16 protein-coding genes and 1 other annotated feature are annotated in these 16,413 nt (G+C 57.1%); of the genes, 5 read left to right on the forward strand and 11 right to left on the reverse strand.

Annotated features, from left to right (window positions below):
- Positions 1 to 309: 309 nt before the first annotated feature.
- Positions 310 to 1,935 carry a chaperonin GroEL gene (gene groL, locus K7A42_RS12295; RefSeq protein WP_282455271.1) on the reverse strand — a complete coding sequence of 542 codons (1,626 nt, stop codon included), beginning with the start codon at positions 1,933 to 1,935 and terminating at the stop codon, positions 310 to 312.
- 54 nt (positions 1,936 to 1,989) lie between these two features.
- Positions 1,990 to 2,304: a co-chaperone GroES gene (gene groES, locus K7A42_RS12300; RefSeq protein WP_006699024.1), complete on the reverse strand. Its 315-nt coding sequence runs from the start codon at positions 2,302 to 2,304 to the stop codon at positions 1,990 to 1,992.
- Positions 2,305 to 2,579: 275 nt separating this feature from the next.
- Between groES and K7A42_RS12305 the strand changes: the two genes are divergently transcribed.
- Complete coding sequence (locus K7A42_RS12305; RefSeq protein ID WP_006699025.1) at positions 2,580 to 2,852, forward strand: usg protein; 273 nt, start codon at positions 2,580 to 2,582, stop codon at positions 2,850 to 2,852.
- 146 nt (positions 2,853 to 2,998) lie between these two features.
- Here the strand turns inward: K7A42_RS12305 and K7A42_RS12310 are convergent, their stop codons facing one another.
- Entirely contained in the window at positions 2,999 to 3,430 is a 432-nt protein-coding gene (locus tag K7A42_RS12310; protein WP_282455272.1) for a hypothetical protein, read from the reverse strand.
- A 430-nt stretch (positions 3,431 to 3,860) separates the two neighbouring features.
- Between K7A42_RS12310 and K7A42_RS12315 the strand changes: the two genes are divergently transcribed.
- Both K7A42_RS12315 and K7A42_RS12320 read left to right on the forward strand, forming a co-directional pair.
- Positions 3,861 to 4,655 carry a DUF2243 domain-containing protein gene (locus K7A42_RS12315; protein WP_282455273.1) on the forward strand — a complete coding sequence of 265 codons (795 nt, stop codon included), beginning with the start codon at positions 3,861 to 3,863 and terminating at the stop codon, positions 4,653 to 4,655.
- Between the two features lie 491 nt (positions 4,656 to 5,146).
- A complete protein-coding gene (locus K7A42_RS12320; protein ID WP_282455274.1) occupies positions 5,147 to 5,797 on the forward strand; it encodes a LysE family translocator in 651 nt (216 codons plus the stop codon).
- A gap of 88 nt (positions 5,798 to 5,885) precedes the next feature.
- Here K7A42_RS12320 and K7A42_RS12325 read toward each other — a convergent pair whose 3' ends face one another.
- The 3 genes from K7A42_RS12325 to K7A42_RS12335 form a co-directional block, all read right to left on the reverse strand.
- Positions 5,886 to 6,275 carry a GFA family protein gene (locus K7A42_RS12325; RefSeq protein WP_416220910.1) on the reverse strand — a complete coding sequence of 130 codons (390 nt, stop codon included), beginning with the start codon at positions 6,273 to 6,275 and terminating at the stop codon, positions 5,886 to 5,888.
- Positions 6,276 to 6,725: 450 nt separating this feature from the next.
- Positions 6,726 to 8,213, reverse strand: a complete 1,488-nt coding sequence (locus K7A42_RS12330; RefSeq protein WP_282455275.1) for a SulP family inorganic anion transporter — start codon at positions 8,211 to 8,213, stop codon at positions 6,726 to 6,728.
- Between the two features lie 74 nt (positions 8,214 to 8,287).
- Positions 8,288 to 8,343 (reverse strand) — a sequence feature (sul1 is cis-regulatory element that is thought to sense ions involved in sulfur or methionine metabolism; They are found in Alphaproteobacteria).
- A gap of 895 nt (positions 8,344 to 9,238) precedes the next feature.
- A complete protein-coding gene (locus K7A42_RS12335) occupies positions 9,239 to 9,880 on the reverse strand; it encodes a hypothetical protein (protein ID WP_282455276.1) in 642 nt (213 codons plus the stop codon).
- Positions 9,881 to 10,154: 274 nt separating this feature from the next.
- Between K7A42_RS12335 and K7A42_RS12340 the strand changes: the two genes are divergently transcribed.
- Both K7A42_RS12340 and K7A42_RS12345 read left to right on the forward strand, forming a co-directional pair.
- Complete coding sequence (locus tag K7A42_RS12340; protein WP_282455277.1) at positions 10,155 to 11,588, forward strand: sensor histidine kinase; 1,434 nt, start codon at positions 10,155 to 10,157, stop codon at positions 11,586 to 11,588.
- Positions 11,585 to 12,229, forward strand: coding sequence for a response regulator (locus K7A42_RS12345; RefSeq protein WP_077985974.1), 645 nt, complete (start codon positions 11,585 to 11,587; stop codon positions 12,227 to 12,229). Before K7A42_RS12340 ends, K7A42_RS12345 begins: the two co-directional genes overlap by 4 nt.
- Here K7A42_RS12345 and K7A42_RS12350 read toward each other — a convergent pair.
- From K7A42_RS12350 to K7A42_RS12370, 5 genes are all read right to left on the reverse strand, one after another.
- Complete coding sequence (locus K7A42_RS12350) at positions 12,226 to 12,810, reverse strand: hypothetical protein (protein WP_322784269.1); 585 nt, start codon at positions 12,808 to 12,810, stop codon at positions 12,226 to 12,228. The two genes, K7A42_RS12345 and K7A42_RS12350, sit on opposite strands and share 4 nt — an antisense overlap.
- Positions 12,811 to 12,969: 159 nt before the next feature.
- Positions 12,970 to 13,812, reverse strand: a complete 843-nt coding sequence (locus K7A42_RS12355) for a transporter substrate-binding domain-containing protein (protein ID WP_077985976.1) — start codon at positions 13,810 to 13,812, stop codon at positions 12,970 to 12,972.
- Positions 13,813 to 13,814: 2 nt separating this feature from the next.
- Positions 13,815 to 14,987 (reverse strand): alanine racemase, encoded by a 1,173-nt coding sequence (gene alr / locus K7A42_RS12360; RefSeq protein WP_282455278.1) that lies wholly within the window; start codon positions 14,985 to 14,987, stop codon positions 13,815 to 13,817.
- On the reverse strand, positions 14,987 to 15,724 hold the full coding sequence (locus tag K7A42_RS12365; protein ID WP_282455279.1) for an ABC transporter permease: 738 nt from the start codon (positions 15,722 to 15,724) through the stop codon (positions 14,987 to 14,989). Before K7A42_RS12365 ends, alr begins: the two co-directional genes overlap by 1 nt.
- Positions 15,724 to 16,413 (reverse strand): ABC transporter permease, encoded by a 690-nt coding sequence (locus tag K7A42_RS12370; protein WP_282455280.1) that lies wholly within the window; start codon positions 16,411 to 16,413, stop codon positions 15,724 to 15,726. The genes K7A42_RS12365 and K7A42_RS12370 overlap by 1 nt, the downstream gene beginning before the upstream one ends.

Here is a 16,413-nt window from a genome sequence, read left to right on the forward strand (position 1 = left end):
CCTCGGCGGAACCGATTGATTTCCTGGTGAAAGTTTCGTGTGTGGTCGATTTCGCTTTCGCAGAAACCTTTGCCGCGAAGATTTGAGGCTGGACGACTGACGCGCATATTGGAGCAGTGGACGCCGCTCCTGACGCCCGTGGCCCTTTATCATTCCGGGAGGAACACCCCACCGGCCGCCTTCACTGCGTTCATCCAGACGACCCGCGAATTTGCGGAAGGGTACTCGCGCTGATATTTGGCCGGTCAGGCTCCGCATCGTTACTCACGGAGCACCAAAAAGGGGGCGCCCTCTGGGCGCCCCCTTCCATCAAAAGTCCATTCCCGCTCCGACGGGTGTAGGCGCGGCATCCTTCTTCGGCTTTTCGGCTATCATCGCTTCGGTCGTCACCAGAAGGCCTGCTACAGAGGCGGCATCCTGAAGCGCAGTACGAACGACCTTGGCCGGGTCAATAACGCCCTGCGCGTAGAGATCACCGTATTCGCCTGTCTGTGCGTTCCAGCCAAAGGAGAAGTCCGTCTTCTCGCGCAGCTTGCCGACGATAACGGAGCCTTCCGCGCCGGCGTTTTCGGCGATCTGACGGACGGGTGCCTCGATTGCACGGCGGACGATATCAACGCCGACCCTCTGATCCTGGTTGGCCGTACCGAGATTGTCGAGCGCCTTGACAGCGCGCAGCAGCGCGACGCCACCGCCAGGCAGGATGCCTTCCTCTACCGCCGCACGAGTGGCGTGCAGCGCATCGTCGACGCGGTCCTTCTTTTCCTTTACTTCGACTTCCGTCGAGCCGCCAACCCGGATGACGGCAACGCCGCCGGCGAGCTTGGCGAGACGCTCCTGCAGCTTTTCGCGGTCATAGTCGGAAGTGGTATCCTCGATTTGAGCGCGGATCTGCGCAACACGGCCGTCGATCTCGGACTTGGAACCTACGCCGTCGATGATGGTGGTGTTCTCCTTCTCGATAGCCACCTTTTTGGCGCGTCCGAGCATGTTGAGCGTAACGTTTTCGAGCTTGATGCCGAGGTCTTCGGAAATGACGGTACCACCGGTCAGGATGGCGATGTCTTCCAGCATGGCCTTGCGGCGGTCGGCGAAGCCAGGCGCCTTGACGGCAGCGATTTTGAGGCCGCCACGCAGCTTGTTGACGACGAGCGTTGCAAGGGCTTCGCCTTCGACGTCTTCAGCGATGATGAGGAGAGGCTTGCCCGACTGGACCACGGCTTCGAGGACCGGCAGCATGGCCTGCAGGTTCGAGAGCTTCTTTTCGTGGATAAGGATATAGGGATCCTCAAGTTCGACCCTCATCTTGTCCTGATTGGTGACAAAGTAGGGCGACAGATAGCCGCGGTCGAACTGCATGCCTTCGACGACTTCAAGTTCGGTTTCTGCGGTCTTTGCTTCCTCCACGGTGATGACGCCTTCGTTGCCGACCTTCTCCATTGCCTCGGCAAGATAACGGCCGATCTCCGTATCCCCGTTCGCAGAGATTGTTCCAACCTGGGCGATTTCGGAATTGCTGGTTATCTTACGAGCGTTGGTCTTCAGCTCCTTGACGACAGCATCGACCGCAAGATCGATGCCGCGCTTCAGGTCCATCGGGTTCATACCGGAGGCAACCGCCTTGGCACCTTCCTTGACGATCGCCTGGGCGAGGACAGTTGCGGTCGTGGTGCCGTCGCCGGCCAGATCGTTTGTCTTCGAAGCGACTTCGCGCAGCATCTGCGCGCCCATATTCTCGAACTTGTCTTCAAGCTCGACTTCCTTCGCAACCGACACGCCGTCCTTGGTGATGCGCGGTGCGCCGAAAGACTTGTCGATAACAACGTTACGACCCTTGGGGCCAAGGGTGACTTTCACGGCATTAGCGAGCACATCGACCCCTCGCAGCATGCGTTCACGGGCATCGGTGTGGAACTTGACTTCTTTGGCAGCCATTTTTTTAACTCCTCAATAGGCAGCTATCTGACTGATGGGTGTAGGGTAGGACGGTCAGGCGGCTTTCTTCTGCTCAGCCTGGGCGCCGATGATGCCCATGACATCGCTTTCCTTCATGATCAGCAGGTCTTCGCCATTGATCTTGATCTCGGTGCCTGACCATTTGCCGAACAGGATGCGGTCGCCCACCTTGACGTCGAGCACCTGGATCTGTCCGGCATCGTTGCGCGCACCGGGCCCAACGGCGATGACCTCGCCCTCCTGCGGTTTTTCCTTGGCAGTGTCGGGGATGATAATACCGCCTTTGGTCTTTTCTTCGGATTCGACCCGGCGGACGAGAATGCGGTCATGAAGCGGTCGGAACGACATATTTTCCTCCGTGAGACAAAAAAGATGACGTCTGTTCTTACCGGGCCGGGGGTGGCCGACCCGGAAGTGCGAACCTCGTCCGAGCGTTCGCGCGCAAAAATCTGGTTTGGCGATTTTTGAATTTCAAGAGGTCGACGCAAAAAAATCAGCACTCATGATCGTCTGCTGCTAATACGCTGAAAAGGAACGAAATTCTGACGGTCCGCGTTGAGGAAAACGTTGATGCCTGGAGTATTTTGCGCCACACTTTGTCGTGTCACGAAAGGAGATGAAGCATGCAGTTTTCATCCGATCTTGAACGCCAGCTCAATGGCTATGGCCTCACAACTGCCCACATCTTATATCGGATTCCGGATTTCGAGGCCGTGCTCCAGACCTTTGTCTGGCAGGATTATGACCTGGCCCCCGACTTCCCCGAAATGCACAAGTTCCTCGACTTTTGGCAAACGAGGCTCGACGGCCCCCTTCACTCCGTGCGCTTTACACACCAGCGTTTGATTGGGCCGAATGAATGGCGTCGCATTGACGGCGAGTTCCGTCTCCAGTGACAGGTAACCTACACAACACTTGGGCGGCGGGGTGGTTATTTACGTAAAAGCAACAGGAAAGCGCCGGGGAGCATCCGCGCGTCGAGGGGCTGCTTTTATCCGGCCGCACCGGCGGGGCTTAACCTCTTCCGTTGTGGGACTGGATCTCACGGCCTCGGGCGTGTGTGGTCCTCTCCAGTATTCTCCAGTGCAGCCATGATCGCGTTCTTGATCTCGTCCTCTATCGCCTTCCGCTCGTCGGGCGACATTGCGGCAAGATCGCTTTCCGTTAATCCGCGCGCCTCCAGATACTGCGCCCTGATTTTTTCGCCGAGGCTCATATGCGCCCATTTGCTCAGTTCTTCCTCCGGGCTTGGCCCGCCGTTCTGCAGAGGCGCCTCATCAATGAGTCCGGCCGGTTCTCCCTGGAGCGACCAGAGTATATTTGCAAGATTGGAGGAGAGGGGCGCGGGGGCGCCCCCGAAAGAAGTTGCAACTGGCCGCTCGGCAGCCTGGCCGGGGACTGTGTGAGTGACCTCCTGCGGCCGCAAACGTGTGTAAATCGCGGCGGCTCCGCCAATCCGGTCGACTGCAGACATTCGATTCTCCTTTACTTGCAACTTGGAGAAACTCGCTTGCGTCTGGCTTGCCATGGGACGTGGCCTAAGTCATTGATCCGGGATGACCCTATCCCGGCCGTCAGTTACCTGAAGCCTGTTCACTTGAAAGCGAAGGTCGCAAAGCACTCTCACCCGATCTGTCGCTTACCGCGCGTGGTCCTTAAAACGGCTTGACCTTTCGTTGTGGAAGCCCCCGATCATTCGCGCCGTTACGAATACGTGTTGTGCAAGCACTTCCGCGACCCAAGTCAGCCGCTAGCCGCTCCCAGTTTTGATCCTCGCGATTGCCTCTTGATACATAAGCAGCCGCAGTTCCAAAGCCCCGTCCGACCGGCTCATGCAACTACGGACACTGCGGAACATTGGGCCGTTCCTGAGGTTGGAATGGCAATGGAGTGGAGGGAAATCAATGACAGACGCAGGAGCTGAAGCAAGCCTCCGGCCCTTTTCCGGAGAGTTTCGATGGGCCGGTTATATGCTGGGCTTTGGACTCGGCGGCTTCTTCGATGGCATTTTGTTGCACCAGTTGTTGCAATGGCATCATCTTTTAAGTGGTCTTGAGCAGGCACGGCTGGATATTCGCCTTCTCATTCTCTGGGATGGTATTTTTCATGCGCTGATGTATCTTATTGCTATCGTTGGGCTTTGCTTTCTCTGGCGAGCCCGTGCCGAATTCCCTGCACCAGGAGCGGATCGACTCCTGTTTGCCAATGCCGTTGTCGGCTTCGGTGGATGGCATGTCCTTGACAGTATTGTGTCACACTGGCTGCTGGGAATTCACCGCGTCCGTATGGACGTGGATAACGCGCTTTTTTGGGATTTGCTCTGGTTTGCCATGTTTGGACTTATCCCTTTGACCATTGGCTGGATACTGCGCCGGAGCGGGTCAAGAAGTGGAGGTGGTGCACCCAGATCGCCGTTTTTGCTCGTCGTGGCGGCACTGACTGCGGGCCCGCTTGCTTTGCTGCCGCCGTCCGGTCAATCACAGGTGACGGTACTTTTCTCACCCGGCACAAGCGAGCTGGATGCCTTTGCTGCCATTGCCGCGGTAAACGGCAGGATAATTGCCTCTGACGCGTCGGGCCAATTGTGGGCAGTGGATATGCCGGCGGATGGAAATCCCTTGGAACTCTATCGCCACGGTGCACTGTTGGTAAGCAACGCCGCTCTGCCCCTCGGCTGTTTCAACTGGACCAGAGCCTAGCAAAGAGGGTGATCCGGCCGGAACAAAACCAACGACGGTGCCCCCGGATTTTGCTGTGCGACAGTCTCACTCGCAACCCCGTATAGACCTCGCAAAGGCAATGATTGCGTCCAACATCGCGGGCTTTTTCCGCGGCGCCCAATGTCCACAGTCTGGTATTACGTAGCTCCTCGTCAGGTCGGGAACGAGTTTCGGCATTTTGTCGATGACTCGCCGCGGGCCGGGCATATTCAAGCGAGGGTCCGCTCTCCCACGATATAAAGAGCCGCAAGGCCCGCGTATAAACCGTGGAGCGAGCGTCACAGGTACCGTGTCACATCGAGGTTGCCATAGTAGTTCAAGCCGCCAATGAAGCTGGTTCGTTCGAAGACATCAACGTGACGTGCGAACTACATACTCACTGAACCATTGGATGGCGGCACAACAAGCCGGTCTCGCATCGAACGCTTTTCAATGCTATTGCTATCGCCACAGAGGGGAGTGAGACAATCATGGATTCGATAATTCCCGGCGCGGCCAATCTCAGCCTGTTCGTCAGCGCCACTCTTGTTCTGCTTCTCGTGCCTGGACCGGCGGTTCTTTACATCTTCGCCCGATCGGTCGAGCAGGGCCGTTCTGCTGGCCTCGTCTCGATTCTGGGCATTCACGCGGCCACACTCGTGCATGTCGCCGCGGCTGCTGCGGGGCTGTCGGCGCTCCTGGCGTCTTCCGCGATCGCCTTCAGCGTGGTGAAATATGCCGGCGCGGCCTACCTGATTTGGTTGGGCTTCAAGAAGCTTTTCGGTCCCGCGAGCATTCCCGACGTTAACGGCGCAGACCAGCCGCGCAGTCGCGGACGCATTTTCCGCGAGGGTTTCCTGGTCAACCTCCTCAATCCGAAAACCGCGTTGTTCTTCCTCGCCTTTCTGCCGCAGTTTGTTGAGCCCCAGCGTGGCCATGTGGCAATGCAGGTTGCGTTCCTCGGGATTCTTTACACGGTGATCGGAGTGCTCACGGACGGCGCCTATGCACTCGCTGCCGGGACGGCGGGTAACTGGCTGAAGCGCAGCCCGGTCTACCTTAAAGCTGAACGCTGGGTCAGCGGGTCCATTTACATCGGCCTCGGATTGACGGCCGCATTTTCGGGAAACCACAAAAAGTAGGTTATGATAATACATGCAGGCGACGAGGGCCGGAAGCTAACGTCGCGCCGGAGTGATGGTAGAGGCTTGCGGTCGCAAACGCGGCCGGTCAATGGGGTCCCTCACTTCGCAAACACAAAGAGACCCAAGGGAATTGCATTGCTTCATATACGCTCTGTGTCGGTTCGATGCCTGATGGATCCTCAAAACAGCCGAGGGCAATCGCGACGAGGTTTGGCCGGAATTCCGGGAGCCAATATACCGTAGATCCGCAGCAAGGACAAAAGCGAAACTCCAACTTCTTTCCGCTTTCGCCCCGGCGTAGAAATGCCTTATGGTTGCCGGCTGCGGTCACCTGGCCGGCCCCGTAAAACACGGCTACGCCGAACGCGGAGCCGGTACGGCGCTGGCATTCCCGGCAGTGGCAAACTGATACCTTCAGCGGTTCGCCATTCGCCGTTAGTGTCAGCTGTCGACATGAGCAATAAGCCAAACGCATTATGTGGTTGTCCCGGGTTGCGCTTCTTTCCACCCTGAATCAGGTTCCAAAAAGTAAGCAGCACGCGTAAAAGTGACCAGCCATTTGTTTTCTGAACAGCGCTGCAATCGTTGACCGCTGCGAGGTGTACGCGTAATCTGTTGCGACCTCGTCAGGGTCAGTTTCCATCTCGATCATCTTGTTACAATGTCACTCTTAAACCTTCTCGCCTGACCGTGCTACCGCCATTCCTCGAGCGGCAACAAGATCAGTCTCCCTTCCTTCAATCTCGGGCCGTCAGGGCGGTTTGATCGGCGCGGGTCGATGCGCCAGCCATCAGGCCTGGGTGCAACCGTAACAGCAAAAGCAACGCAATGGCGCCCATCGACACCCTCACGTCCGCCGTAAACGGCGCCATCGGTTCGATTCATGACGCTCGTCCACAACATCAAGGCGCACGGATGCAGGCGGTCAGTGTAGTGCGGCGCTTGCCGCGTGCCGCTCATCCTTGTCGTGCAGCGCGAAGCGATCAACCATATCAGCACTCGCTTCGTTGAATCCGAGAACCTCGACCTCGTCGCCCGCCTGACGGAACTTCAGCACGACCTTGTCCAATGCGCCAATTGCGGTGATGTCCCAGAGATGAGCCTTGGCGAGATCGATAACGATTCGCTTACCCTTATCGGTGAAGTCGAACGCGTGGATAAAGGCTTCTGCCGACGCAAAAAATACCTGCCCCATTACTTCATAGATGACACTATTCTGTTCGGGATTCTCCTGACGCGTGACCTTGAAAAGACGAGCTACCTTGCCAGCGAAAAAAATGCCCGACAGCAGAACGCCGACAATTACGCCCTTTGCCAGATCATGTGTTGCGACGACAGTGATGACCGTCGCCAGCATGACGACGGATGACGGAAGCGGATGGCGTCTCAGGTCGAGGATCGACCGCCAAGAGAAAGTGCCAATGGAAACCATAATCATGACTGCAACGAGTGCGGCCATGGGGATGATCCGGACGAGATCGTTGAGGACGACGATCAGAAACAGCAGGAAAGAACCAGCCACGAAGGTTGAAAGACGTCCTCGACCACCGGATGTTACGTTGATGACCGATTGTCCGATCATGGCGCATCCGCCCATGCCGCCGATCAGTGCCGAGGCGATGTTCCCCGCGCCCTGTCCAACGCATTCTTGGCTCTTGTTGCTCGGCGTGTCCGTCATATCGTCGACGATCTGCGCGGTAAGCAGCGATTCCAGCAGGCCGACAGCAGCAAGTGTCACCGAGTATGGGAAGATGATCTGCAGCGTCTCCCAGGTCACCGGAACCTGAGGAAGCATCAGGAAAGGGACAGAAGACGGCAGTTCGCCGAGGTCACCGACGGTGCGCAGGTCCATGCCGAACCACCACGCCATGGCCGTGAGAACCACGATGGCCACAAGCGGCGATGGGATCGCCTTGGTCACGTATGGAAAGAGATAGATGATGGCAAGACCGCCTGCAATCATCATGTAGGTGAGCGTCGGCACGCCAACGAGTTCGGGTAACTGGGCCATGAAGATCAGGATCGCAAGCGCATTGACGAAGCCTGTGATGACAGAACGGGAAACGAAGCGCATCACGCGGCCCAGCCTCAGCCATCCCGCAGCGATCTGGATGATGCCCATCAGGATGGTGGCGGCAAAGAGATACTGAAGACCGTGGTCCTTGACGAGCGAGATCATGACGACAGCAGTCGCCGCCGTGGCGGCAGAGATCATGCCCGGCCGGCCGCCTACAAAGGCCGTCACGCAGGCGATTGCGAAGGAAGCGTAGAGGCCGACCTTGGGGTCGACACCCGCAATCACCGAGAAGCCTATCGCTTCCGGGATAAGCGCGAGAGCGACGACGATACCCGAAAGTAGGTCGCCACGGATGTTGGAGAACCACTCCTGACGGTAGTTTGAAAGAGTTTCCATCGGAATATTTTTCACAGTTGAGGCAACGGGCCGAGCGAAACTCGGTCCTCGAAATGGCATAGGTTGCGTTGCTGTGTTGTCTGGCGGATCGGCGGCCAGAAGAGCCACCCGGAGTTTCACCGGGTCCTTGTGGATGACGTTAACTAGCTCACGCAGGATCGGTTTGCAATGATCGACCCGGTCCAAACCTGCCAGAAAGTCCGACCTGGTGGTCAAGATTGCGGATGCGAGGCCATTTACCTGGAATGATCCTTATAAAGGGCCAACGCAGTCAGGCCGCCTACAGTTGATCGATCATAGAAGCGGCCGGTTGGGACGCCGCACCTTGAAGAAGATAATCTGTCCGCTGACGCGCCCCTCTTGTGAACCTAAAGAGGGGCCATGAACCGACATCTTTTCTCGGACGTGGGTCGGCTTCAAAAGGTGTTCTCAACGCAGGACTGACAGGGACTCGAAAGTGTTATTCGAAACGCGCTTGACGCTCGCCGGGCGCGGTTGACTGAGGGAACGTTCTGCCGTACGGGCGCACCGCCTGGAGCAGTTGCGCTAGCGAACCGGCGGAACCGATGAAGATAACGCGTCATCGTTTCGGATAGCCGAAAAATGGGATATGCGATGCGACGACTTGCGAGTGTCAGAGAGCGTAACGCTTCTGAAAAGACGGCCCAGTCACATTTGACCGCTTCGGCCAGGGGCTGATCTCCGGCTATCGGCCTTAAGTGGGCCGTAACCACGCACGAGATCTCCATTGTCGCCGATCATTATCGTGAGCTTGCGCATGTTAGCAGCGGCCAACTGATTATTAGGTATTCACGGCAAACGGGTCGCCTACATGACATCGCCGGATCAAGCTCGCGGCGGGCAACTTGATCCGGCGATAGTGCCGGTCATTACTCCGGCAATTAAATGAGGTCGACCGACACCAAACTCTCAAGACGCAGGACGGAAAACTTGCAGCCGCGTAGGTGAGATCCTGGTAGCAGACGAAGGCAGGTTCAGGCGTGCCACTCCTTTACGGCTGTCTCTCAGTTTCCGTCTTCTTGTTCGAGAGCGTCGCGAACCTCTGCGATTTTCCCTGTATCTGTTCCAGTGCCTAAAATGCTCTTCGCTTCGACAAGCTCCTCGTCGGTGACCGGCCTGTTTGCCAACTGTTCCAGCGCCGAGACAAGGGCGGTTTCGCTAAGAGCGGGATCCGTGGGCACGGCCCCCACCCCGTACTGAATTTCGAATTCCGCATATGCCTTCACGTATGCTGCAAGCGCCGCCATCTTGGGGTCCTGGGAATTCAGATAGGCATGGTAGTTTCTCTTCATTGAATTAAGACTGCCAGTGCCGAATTTGGCGCTGTGCGCCTTCGATTTCCCACCTTGGCTTCTCGAGATCTTTTCTGAATCATGCGATTTCAATGATGCCGAAGAACCCTTGTGACCGTCTGAGTTTGAGGGGCCCCGGCTTTCGCCGCCGCCGGATTTCCCACCGCCATGGCCTCCCCCGTTGCCACCGCCGTTTCCTCCTCCATTACCACCGCCATTGCCGCCGCCATTACCGCCGCCGCTCCCGTCCTTCGCAAATACTGCGTGCGTGAAGCCGGGAGTATCTCCCGCCATGGGGGCAAGGGCCAGGACGAGCCCAAGGCTTGCGGTACCGATCAGCGAGGAGATTTTCATGTGCAGGCCCTTTCAAGGTGGGTCACCGCATGTGCAGAGCTGCGGTGCCAGCAAATCGTTACGCACTACGATATTGCCGAAATTCCGGGTTTCTACTCCACTCCGACCTATGCTCTGGGCATTCGGACCATAGTCCGATTGATCGCGACCGATGGTCGCTGATTGTATGGACCGGACGACGGGCTCACATCGGGGAAACCGGTGCCTCCCGCGGGCATGGTGGACACCTTGCGTTGACGGGTAGCTATAAAGGATTGGGAGATGAGTGCTGATAATGCGCATTCTGCGAACAGGCCCTAACCAGGAGGCGCCGATAACGAGCCCGGTGGCACGCTGGAATTCCCAGTCACTCGCACGCCAGTTCCTGCTTGCGGGCGGCTTTGTCGCGATCTGCGCAATGGTGGTCGTGGGCTATTTCGTTGCCAGTCTGATCGAAAACGCCGTGACACGTAACTCCGCGGCAACGACCGCGCTTTACGTCGACAGCGTGATTGCTCCTCTGTTGCCTGACATGCAAACCACCCAGAGCCTGGACGATTCGATAACACGGGCCCTGGATGAGACCCTTGGGCAGGGCGCGCTTGGAAAACGACTGTTTTCGTTTCGCCTCTGGCGCAGCGACGGTACTATTCTCTATTCCAGCGAAAAAAGCCTTTCCGGCAAGCAGCTCCCACTGTCCGGCGACCTTAAGACGGCCTTTACCGGCCGGATGACAGCGAGGTTCAATCGGATCGACGGCGTCGAGAGCGATGCCGAACGCGATAGCGAAAAGCCACTTCTGCAAATCTACAATCCGGTCTTGCAGCCGTGGTCGGGCAAGGTCGTCGCCGTCTCTGAATTTTTTGAGGTCGCCCACGAATTCGAATGGAGTCTTAAACAGGCCCGCCTCCTGAGCTGGCTCGCGGTCGCGGCGTTCACGACCATATTTTTTGGCCTCTTATCGATTATAGTCCTTCGTGGAAGCCGAACCATCGACAGCCAGCGCAGGGCCCTCAATGACCGCATCGATGAACTCTCCGCCCTGCTGCGGCAGAACGACGCCTTACGCGCGCGTGTTCAGCGTGCGACACAAAGAGCCACGTCCCTCAACGAGAGTTACTTGCGCCGCATCGGTGCCGACCTGCACGACGGTCCCGCACAATTGGTCGCCTATGCATCCTTGCGCCTTGACAGTCCGAAGCTTGCCGATCCTCGTACTTCTGCCGAAGAGCGGGAAGCATCCTTGACAAACATCAAGACAAGCCTCGATGACGCCATGGCAGAAATAAGGGCCATTTGCAGCGGGCTGATGTTACCGCACATAGAAACGGACAGCCTTGCCGAGCTGCTGAAGCGCGCGATTGTTGCCCACGAGCAGCGCACGGGGGTCACTGTCGACCTCTTGCTCAACGAAACACCTGCGTATCTTTCCAGGGCTGCAAAGATCTGTATCTATCGCTTTGTTCAGGAGGCCCTGAACAATGGCTATCGCCATGCGGGCGGCATTGGACAAAAGGTTGCACAATCATCCGAACGCAGCCAGGTGACCGTCGAAGTAGCGGACGAAGGGCATGGTTTCAGTATGACCGACGTTTCACCCGAGAAACTCGGCCTCGCGGGTCTTAGGGACCGCGTTGAAAGCCTGGGCGGAGTCTTCCATCTCTTTTCATCCGATCGTGGGACCATCGTGCGGATGTCGCTTAACATCGAGGAAATGGAACAGGCATGACCGCAGAGCAGATCAGTCTGGCAGTTGTGGACGATCACCCTCTCTTCAGGGAAGGTGTTATCCGAAGCCTGACCGAAATGGACGAATTCAAGATCGTTGGCGAGGGTAGCAACCGGGACGATGCGCTGCGCATAGCCGCGGAGCACCGACCGGACATCCTGCTGCTCGATATCTCCATGCCTGGAGGCGGGCTGGAAGCTGTCCCGCTCATACTTGAACAGGTCCCGGCCCAAAAGATCGTGATGCTGACGGTCTCCGAGGCAGGCGATGACGTCATGACAGCTCTAAGGACCGGGGCCAAGGGTTACGTCCTGAAAGGAGTCGGGTCCCGTGCACTGGCTGATATCATTCGAACCGTCGCGGCAGGTGACAGTTACGTCGCTCCGACACTGTCGGCACGTCTGATTTCCCAAACCGGGTCAGGCGCCCGAGCCAATCCCTTTGTCGCACTCACGGAGCGGGAACGGGAAGTGCTCGAGCTGGCATCTGCAGGGTTAAGCAACAAGCATATTGGGCTGAAACTGGCTTTGCACGAAAAGACGATAAAACATCACATGACACAGATCTTTACCAAGCTCGGCGTGAGCAACCGGACGGAAGCCGCGATGGCATTTCGTGACGAGATTGACCGGCGCCGTTAGCGGAGGAAGGCCCTGAGCCGCTGCTCGTCTGAGACTGTTGCATCGCGATTGATGATTGTTCTGCCCTTTGCATCCTTCATCACGTATCGGCCGCGCTGGACGCTTTCGCTGATGCCATCCTTGTGGCGGACAGTCAAAGTACCGCGACCTGCATTCGCCGCGTCGTCGACATCGGCCTCGGTTTTCGCAGCGTTTCCGGTGCCTGACGACTGGCTGTTATTGTTTCCCTTGCCGCCCGAATTACCATTGCCATTGCCGCCACTGTTACCGTTGCTGCCTCCGTTTCCGCTACCCCCTCCATTGCCGCCGCCACCTCCCCCGCTGCCTCCACCGCCGCCATTTCCGTTGCCACCACCATTACCGTTTCCGGCCTCAGCCATCTGCTCGTGAAATGCAGCGGAGAAACCGTGAATTTTGATCGTATATGGAAGAGCCGTGTTAAAGAGGGTCAAGAGCAGACACGGGAAAACGGCGATCAGTTTGCGGCGTGGTAACACCTCCAGCCTCCTTCGGGTTCGATCTGTATGCCAAGGATGCGAAAATCTGACCGCACCGATGGGCAAAACTTTAAGCCCGTACAAGTCGTCACTACACCTTGGACGGTCAAGTCCAAATATGCGACAAAAGGTTTGACGGGACTTCAGCAGACACACGAAAAAACTATCGTCTCCCTTCGATCAGACCAAGGTCTGACGTGAAGCTGTCCAAGGTCGGATAGCATACTAGGCGCGCAGAACTGGTTATGGCGTTGACACCATATCAATGCCGAACCACTTCATGCTGAAAGACTTTAATGTCCCATCTTGCTTCATCGCCTGGATTCCTCGGTTAAAGAGCCTTATTAGATTGCTGTTGTTTTTCCGAAGGCCGATACCGACACCTGGGCCAAAGACGCCACCCGAAATCCGGGGACCATAGAGCGATGCGACCTTCCCTCCGTCAGCGTCCAGAAATGCTTTCCACACTGAATAATCCGCCAGTCCGCCATCAATCCGCCCGGCAAGCAGATCCAGGTTCAGATTATCCTGCTTGTCATAGGTCCTGATCTCCACGTCCTCCCCCAGCACCTCCCTCACAAATGCCTCAGCATTCGTTGCCCCCTGCACACCCAGTATTCGGCCCTTCAAGTTCGACCTCAGAGCCTCGAGAAGCAGTCTGGTTGCGGAATTTTCCGAGGAAAGATCGACTGCGGCGGCCGGGTCCATCGCGTGGAGGCCAGTCGAGTTCGCGACGACGAAATAGTTGGAGGTCAGAGCGTATGGTTCGGAGAAAGCTATGACTTTCTTTCTTTTTTCAGTGATCGACATTCCGGCCATGACCGCATCATATTTGCCGACCGTCAATCCCGGAATGATCCCGTCCCAGGCCTGAGCGACAAACCGGCAAGAGATCTTCGCCCGCTCGCACAACGCCTTTCCCACGTCCACGTCAAAGCCTTCAACCTCTCCAGAGGAGTTGACGGAATTCCAGGGAGGGAAAGCCCCCTCTGTAGCAATAGTAATCGTCTTCGATTCCTGGGCATTTGCGTGACCAACGAGTGCTATAACAATCGGCAAGAGGCACAGCAGTTGCGAGACTTTCATATTTATTCCCCTTCTTTGCTTTTCGGATTGATGTAGAGGCGTGGGATGTGGTCACGAAGGTCGCCATAAATCCCGATCGCGTCGGTGCCTCTGGTGCTCGCGAACTCCTCAATGCTGATCTGTTCGGCGCCCTGGCGTCCTAGCAGGACTACCTGATCCCCAAAGCGTGCCTCCGGGATATGACTAAGGTCGATGCGGATATGCTCAAGATGGGACGGCGGAAGAAGTCTTGCGCGTTTGCCGCGTACCAGCCCCACTGCCCTCTCCGGCAGAGCTCTGGGAAGGCCATCACCCCATCCCATTCCAATCACTCCGAGAACCATGTCGGGGCGTATCCACGAAATGCTGTCGGGTGGATCGAGAGATTGATCGAGACGTTTAACGGAAATGAGTGTTGTCGAGATCGCCGTCAACGCCGGTCGCAGGCGCACGTCACGCACGGGTTTCTCGACGTCAGAAATACCGAAAAACAGTGCTCCGGGATCGACTGCATCAAAGTCCATGTCCGGGTAGTTCAAAACACCTTCGGTGCTTGACATCATGACAACCGGAACGCTGATGCCCAACGAACGAATTTGTCTTAGAATGCCGTTCATCTTCGCTCGTTGACTGTGAGCGAGTTCCGGACCGGAGCCGGGCAGTTCACTCAAGTGAGCGTAGATGCCTTCAACCCGAACTGTTCGGTCCGTAGCGGCCTCAGCGAGCAAATCGACCAACTGCGCCGGCGTTGCCCCAGCGCGAAAGAAACCCAGATCAACTTTGAGGAATATCCGCAGATTTGACACGCTCGTGCGCCATTGCCTTAACTCGGCGATGCTTGATACGGTAACGATCAGGTCGAGCGCTTCTATCGTGGCAGCTGCGACAGGCAGAGCGCCCGGGTAAAGGAGTACTGGATTCGAGATCCCTTCGCGACGGATGGCAATCGCGTCAAGTAAAGACGCGACGGCGAAGCCGTATACATTTTCAGCAGCCAAGGCCTTTGCAACAGGACCTGCTCCGCAGCCATAGGCATTGCGTTTCAGGCATGCGTAGACCGCCACATGTTCGTGAAGATGCGCTCGAATTTGCCGGTAATTGTGACGAATGGCCTGTAGATCGATCTCATACCAATTCCCGCGTAGTTCTGCCGACGAGACGCTGACAGGCCGAGGCGGGAAAGCAGTGATACTCATTATGCCAACCCCCTTGACAGCCGCGCCGGCTCGGCGGCCTTCCTCTCATTGTCGATACGGCGATGATGTTTCGACAAGCGAAGCTCAATGAGGCTAAATGCACTTGTGAAGAGAAAGGTCACGGTGAGATAGAGAAGAGCGGCGGCTACGAAGACTTCGTAGGGCGCGAACGTCTGAGCAACGATCTTTCTGGCGGTCCCTGTCAACTCCATAATGGTGATGGTGCTTGCCAGCGAGCTGGCTTTCAGCATGAGAATGACCTCGTTCCCATAGGCCGGCAGCGAAAGCCGGAAAGCGATCGGCAGTATGATTCGTCGGATACGAAGGAGAAGCGGCATTCCCAACGCCTTGGCTGCTTCAATTTCGCCTGGTGGTACGGCGCGAAGGCCGCCGCGCAGAATCTCCGTCGTGTAGGCGGAATTGTTCAGCGAGAATGCAACGAGCGCGCACCAGAACGGATCCCGGAGTATGGGCCAAGCCACGCTTGCCCGCACCCATTCCAACTGGCCAAGGCCGTAGTAGACCAGAAATAGTTGCACCAGTAGTGGCGTGCCGCGAAACACGAATGTGTACGCCCGAACGGGCAGGGAAATTACTCTGCTTCCTGATGCCCCAGCGAGAGCCAAGGGGATCGCAATGAATGACCCTGCGACAACGGACGCTGTGGTCAGGAGAACAGTGAGAGCTAGGCCATTCAAAAGCTGCGGAATTGTCTGCACAATCAACGCCACGTCCATCAGAAACCTCCTTTGGGGGAGATGCGCAGGCCGCGGTCAGTTCGACGCTCCAAGGCAGCAAGTGCCGCGAGCGAAATCGAGGTGAACATGAGATAAAGGCACGCAGCCACAGAATAGAACTTCAGCGGATCGTGTGTGGCGCCAGCGGCGATGCTCGCCTTCCGCATCAGGTCTTCGAGCCCAACAACCGAAATCAGCGCCGAATCTTTTAATAACGTCAGCCATAGATTTCCAAGACCGGGCAGAGCATGCCGCCACATCTGCGGCATGATCACAAGACGCCACACGGACAGATTTGAGAACCCAAGTGCGCGAGCTGCCTCAATTTGACCCGCGGGCACTGCCTGAATAGCCGCCCGGAATACCTCGGTTGCATAAGCACCGAACACAACCGTCAATGCGAGAACACCGGCCGAGAACGCATCAATTTCAACGTATCGACCAAACAACGCCGTGAGCGCGACAGTGCCTCCATAATACAACATGAGAATGAGAAGCAGCTCCGGAACACCCCTGATAACAGTGGTGTAACCATTCGCCACCCACCGGACGCTTCTGCTTTGACTGCGCTTCGCCAAGGCGCCGCACCATCCAACGACGATGCCGAAAGCAAGGCTTGAGAATGCCACTTGAAGGGTTGTGATGGCGCCGGCCAGAATCTGTTCACCGAATCCGGGGATGGAAAGCAT

The sequence above is a fragment of the Agrobacterium sp. InxBP2 genome, from assembly GCF_026191755.1.
Taxonomy (GTDB): Bacteria; Pseudomonadota; Alphaproteobacteria; order Rhizobiales; family Rhizobiaceae; genus Agrobacterium; species Agrobacterium pusense.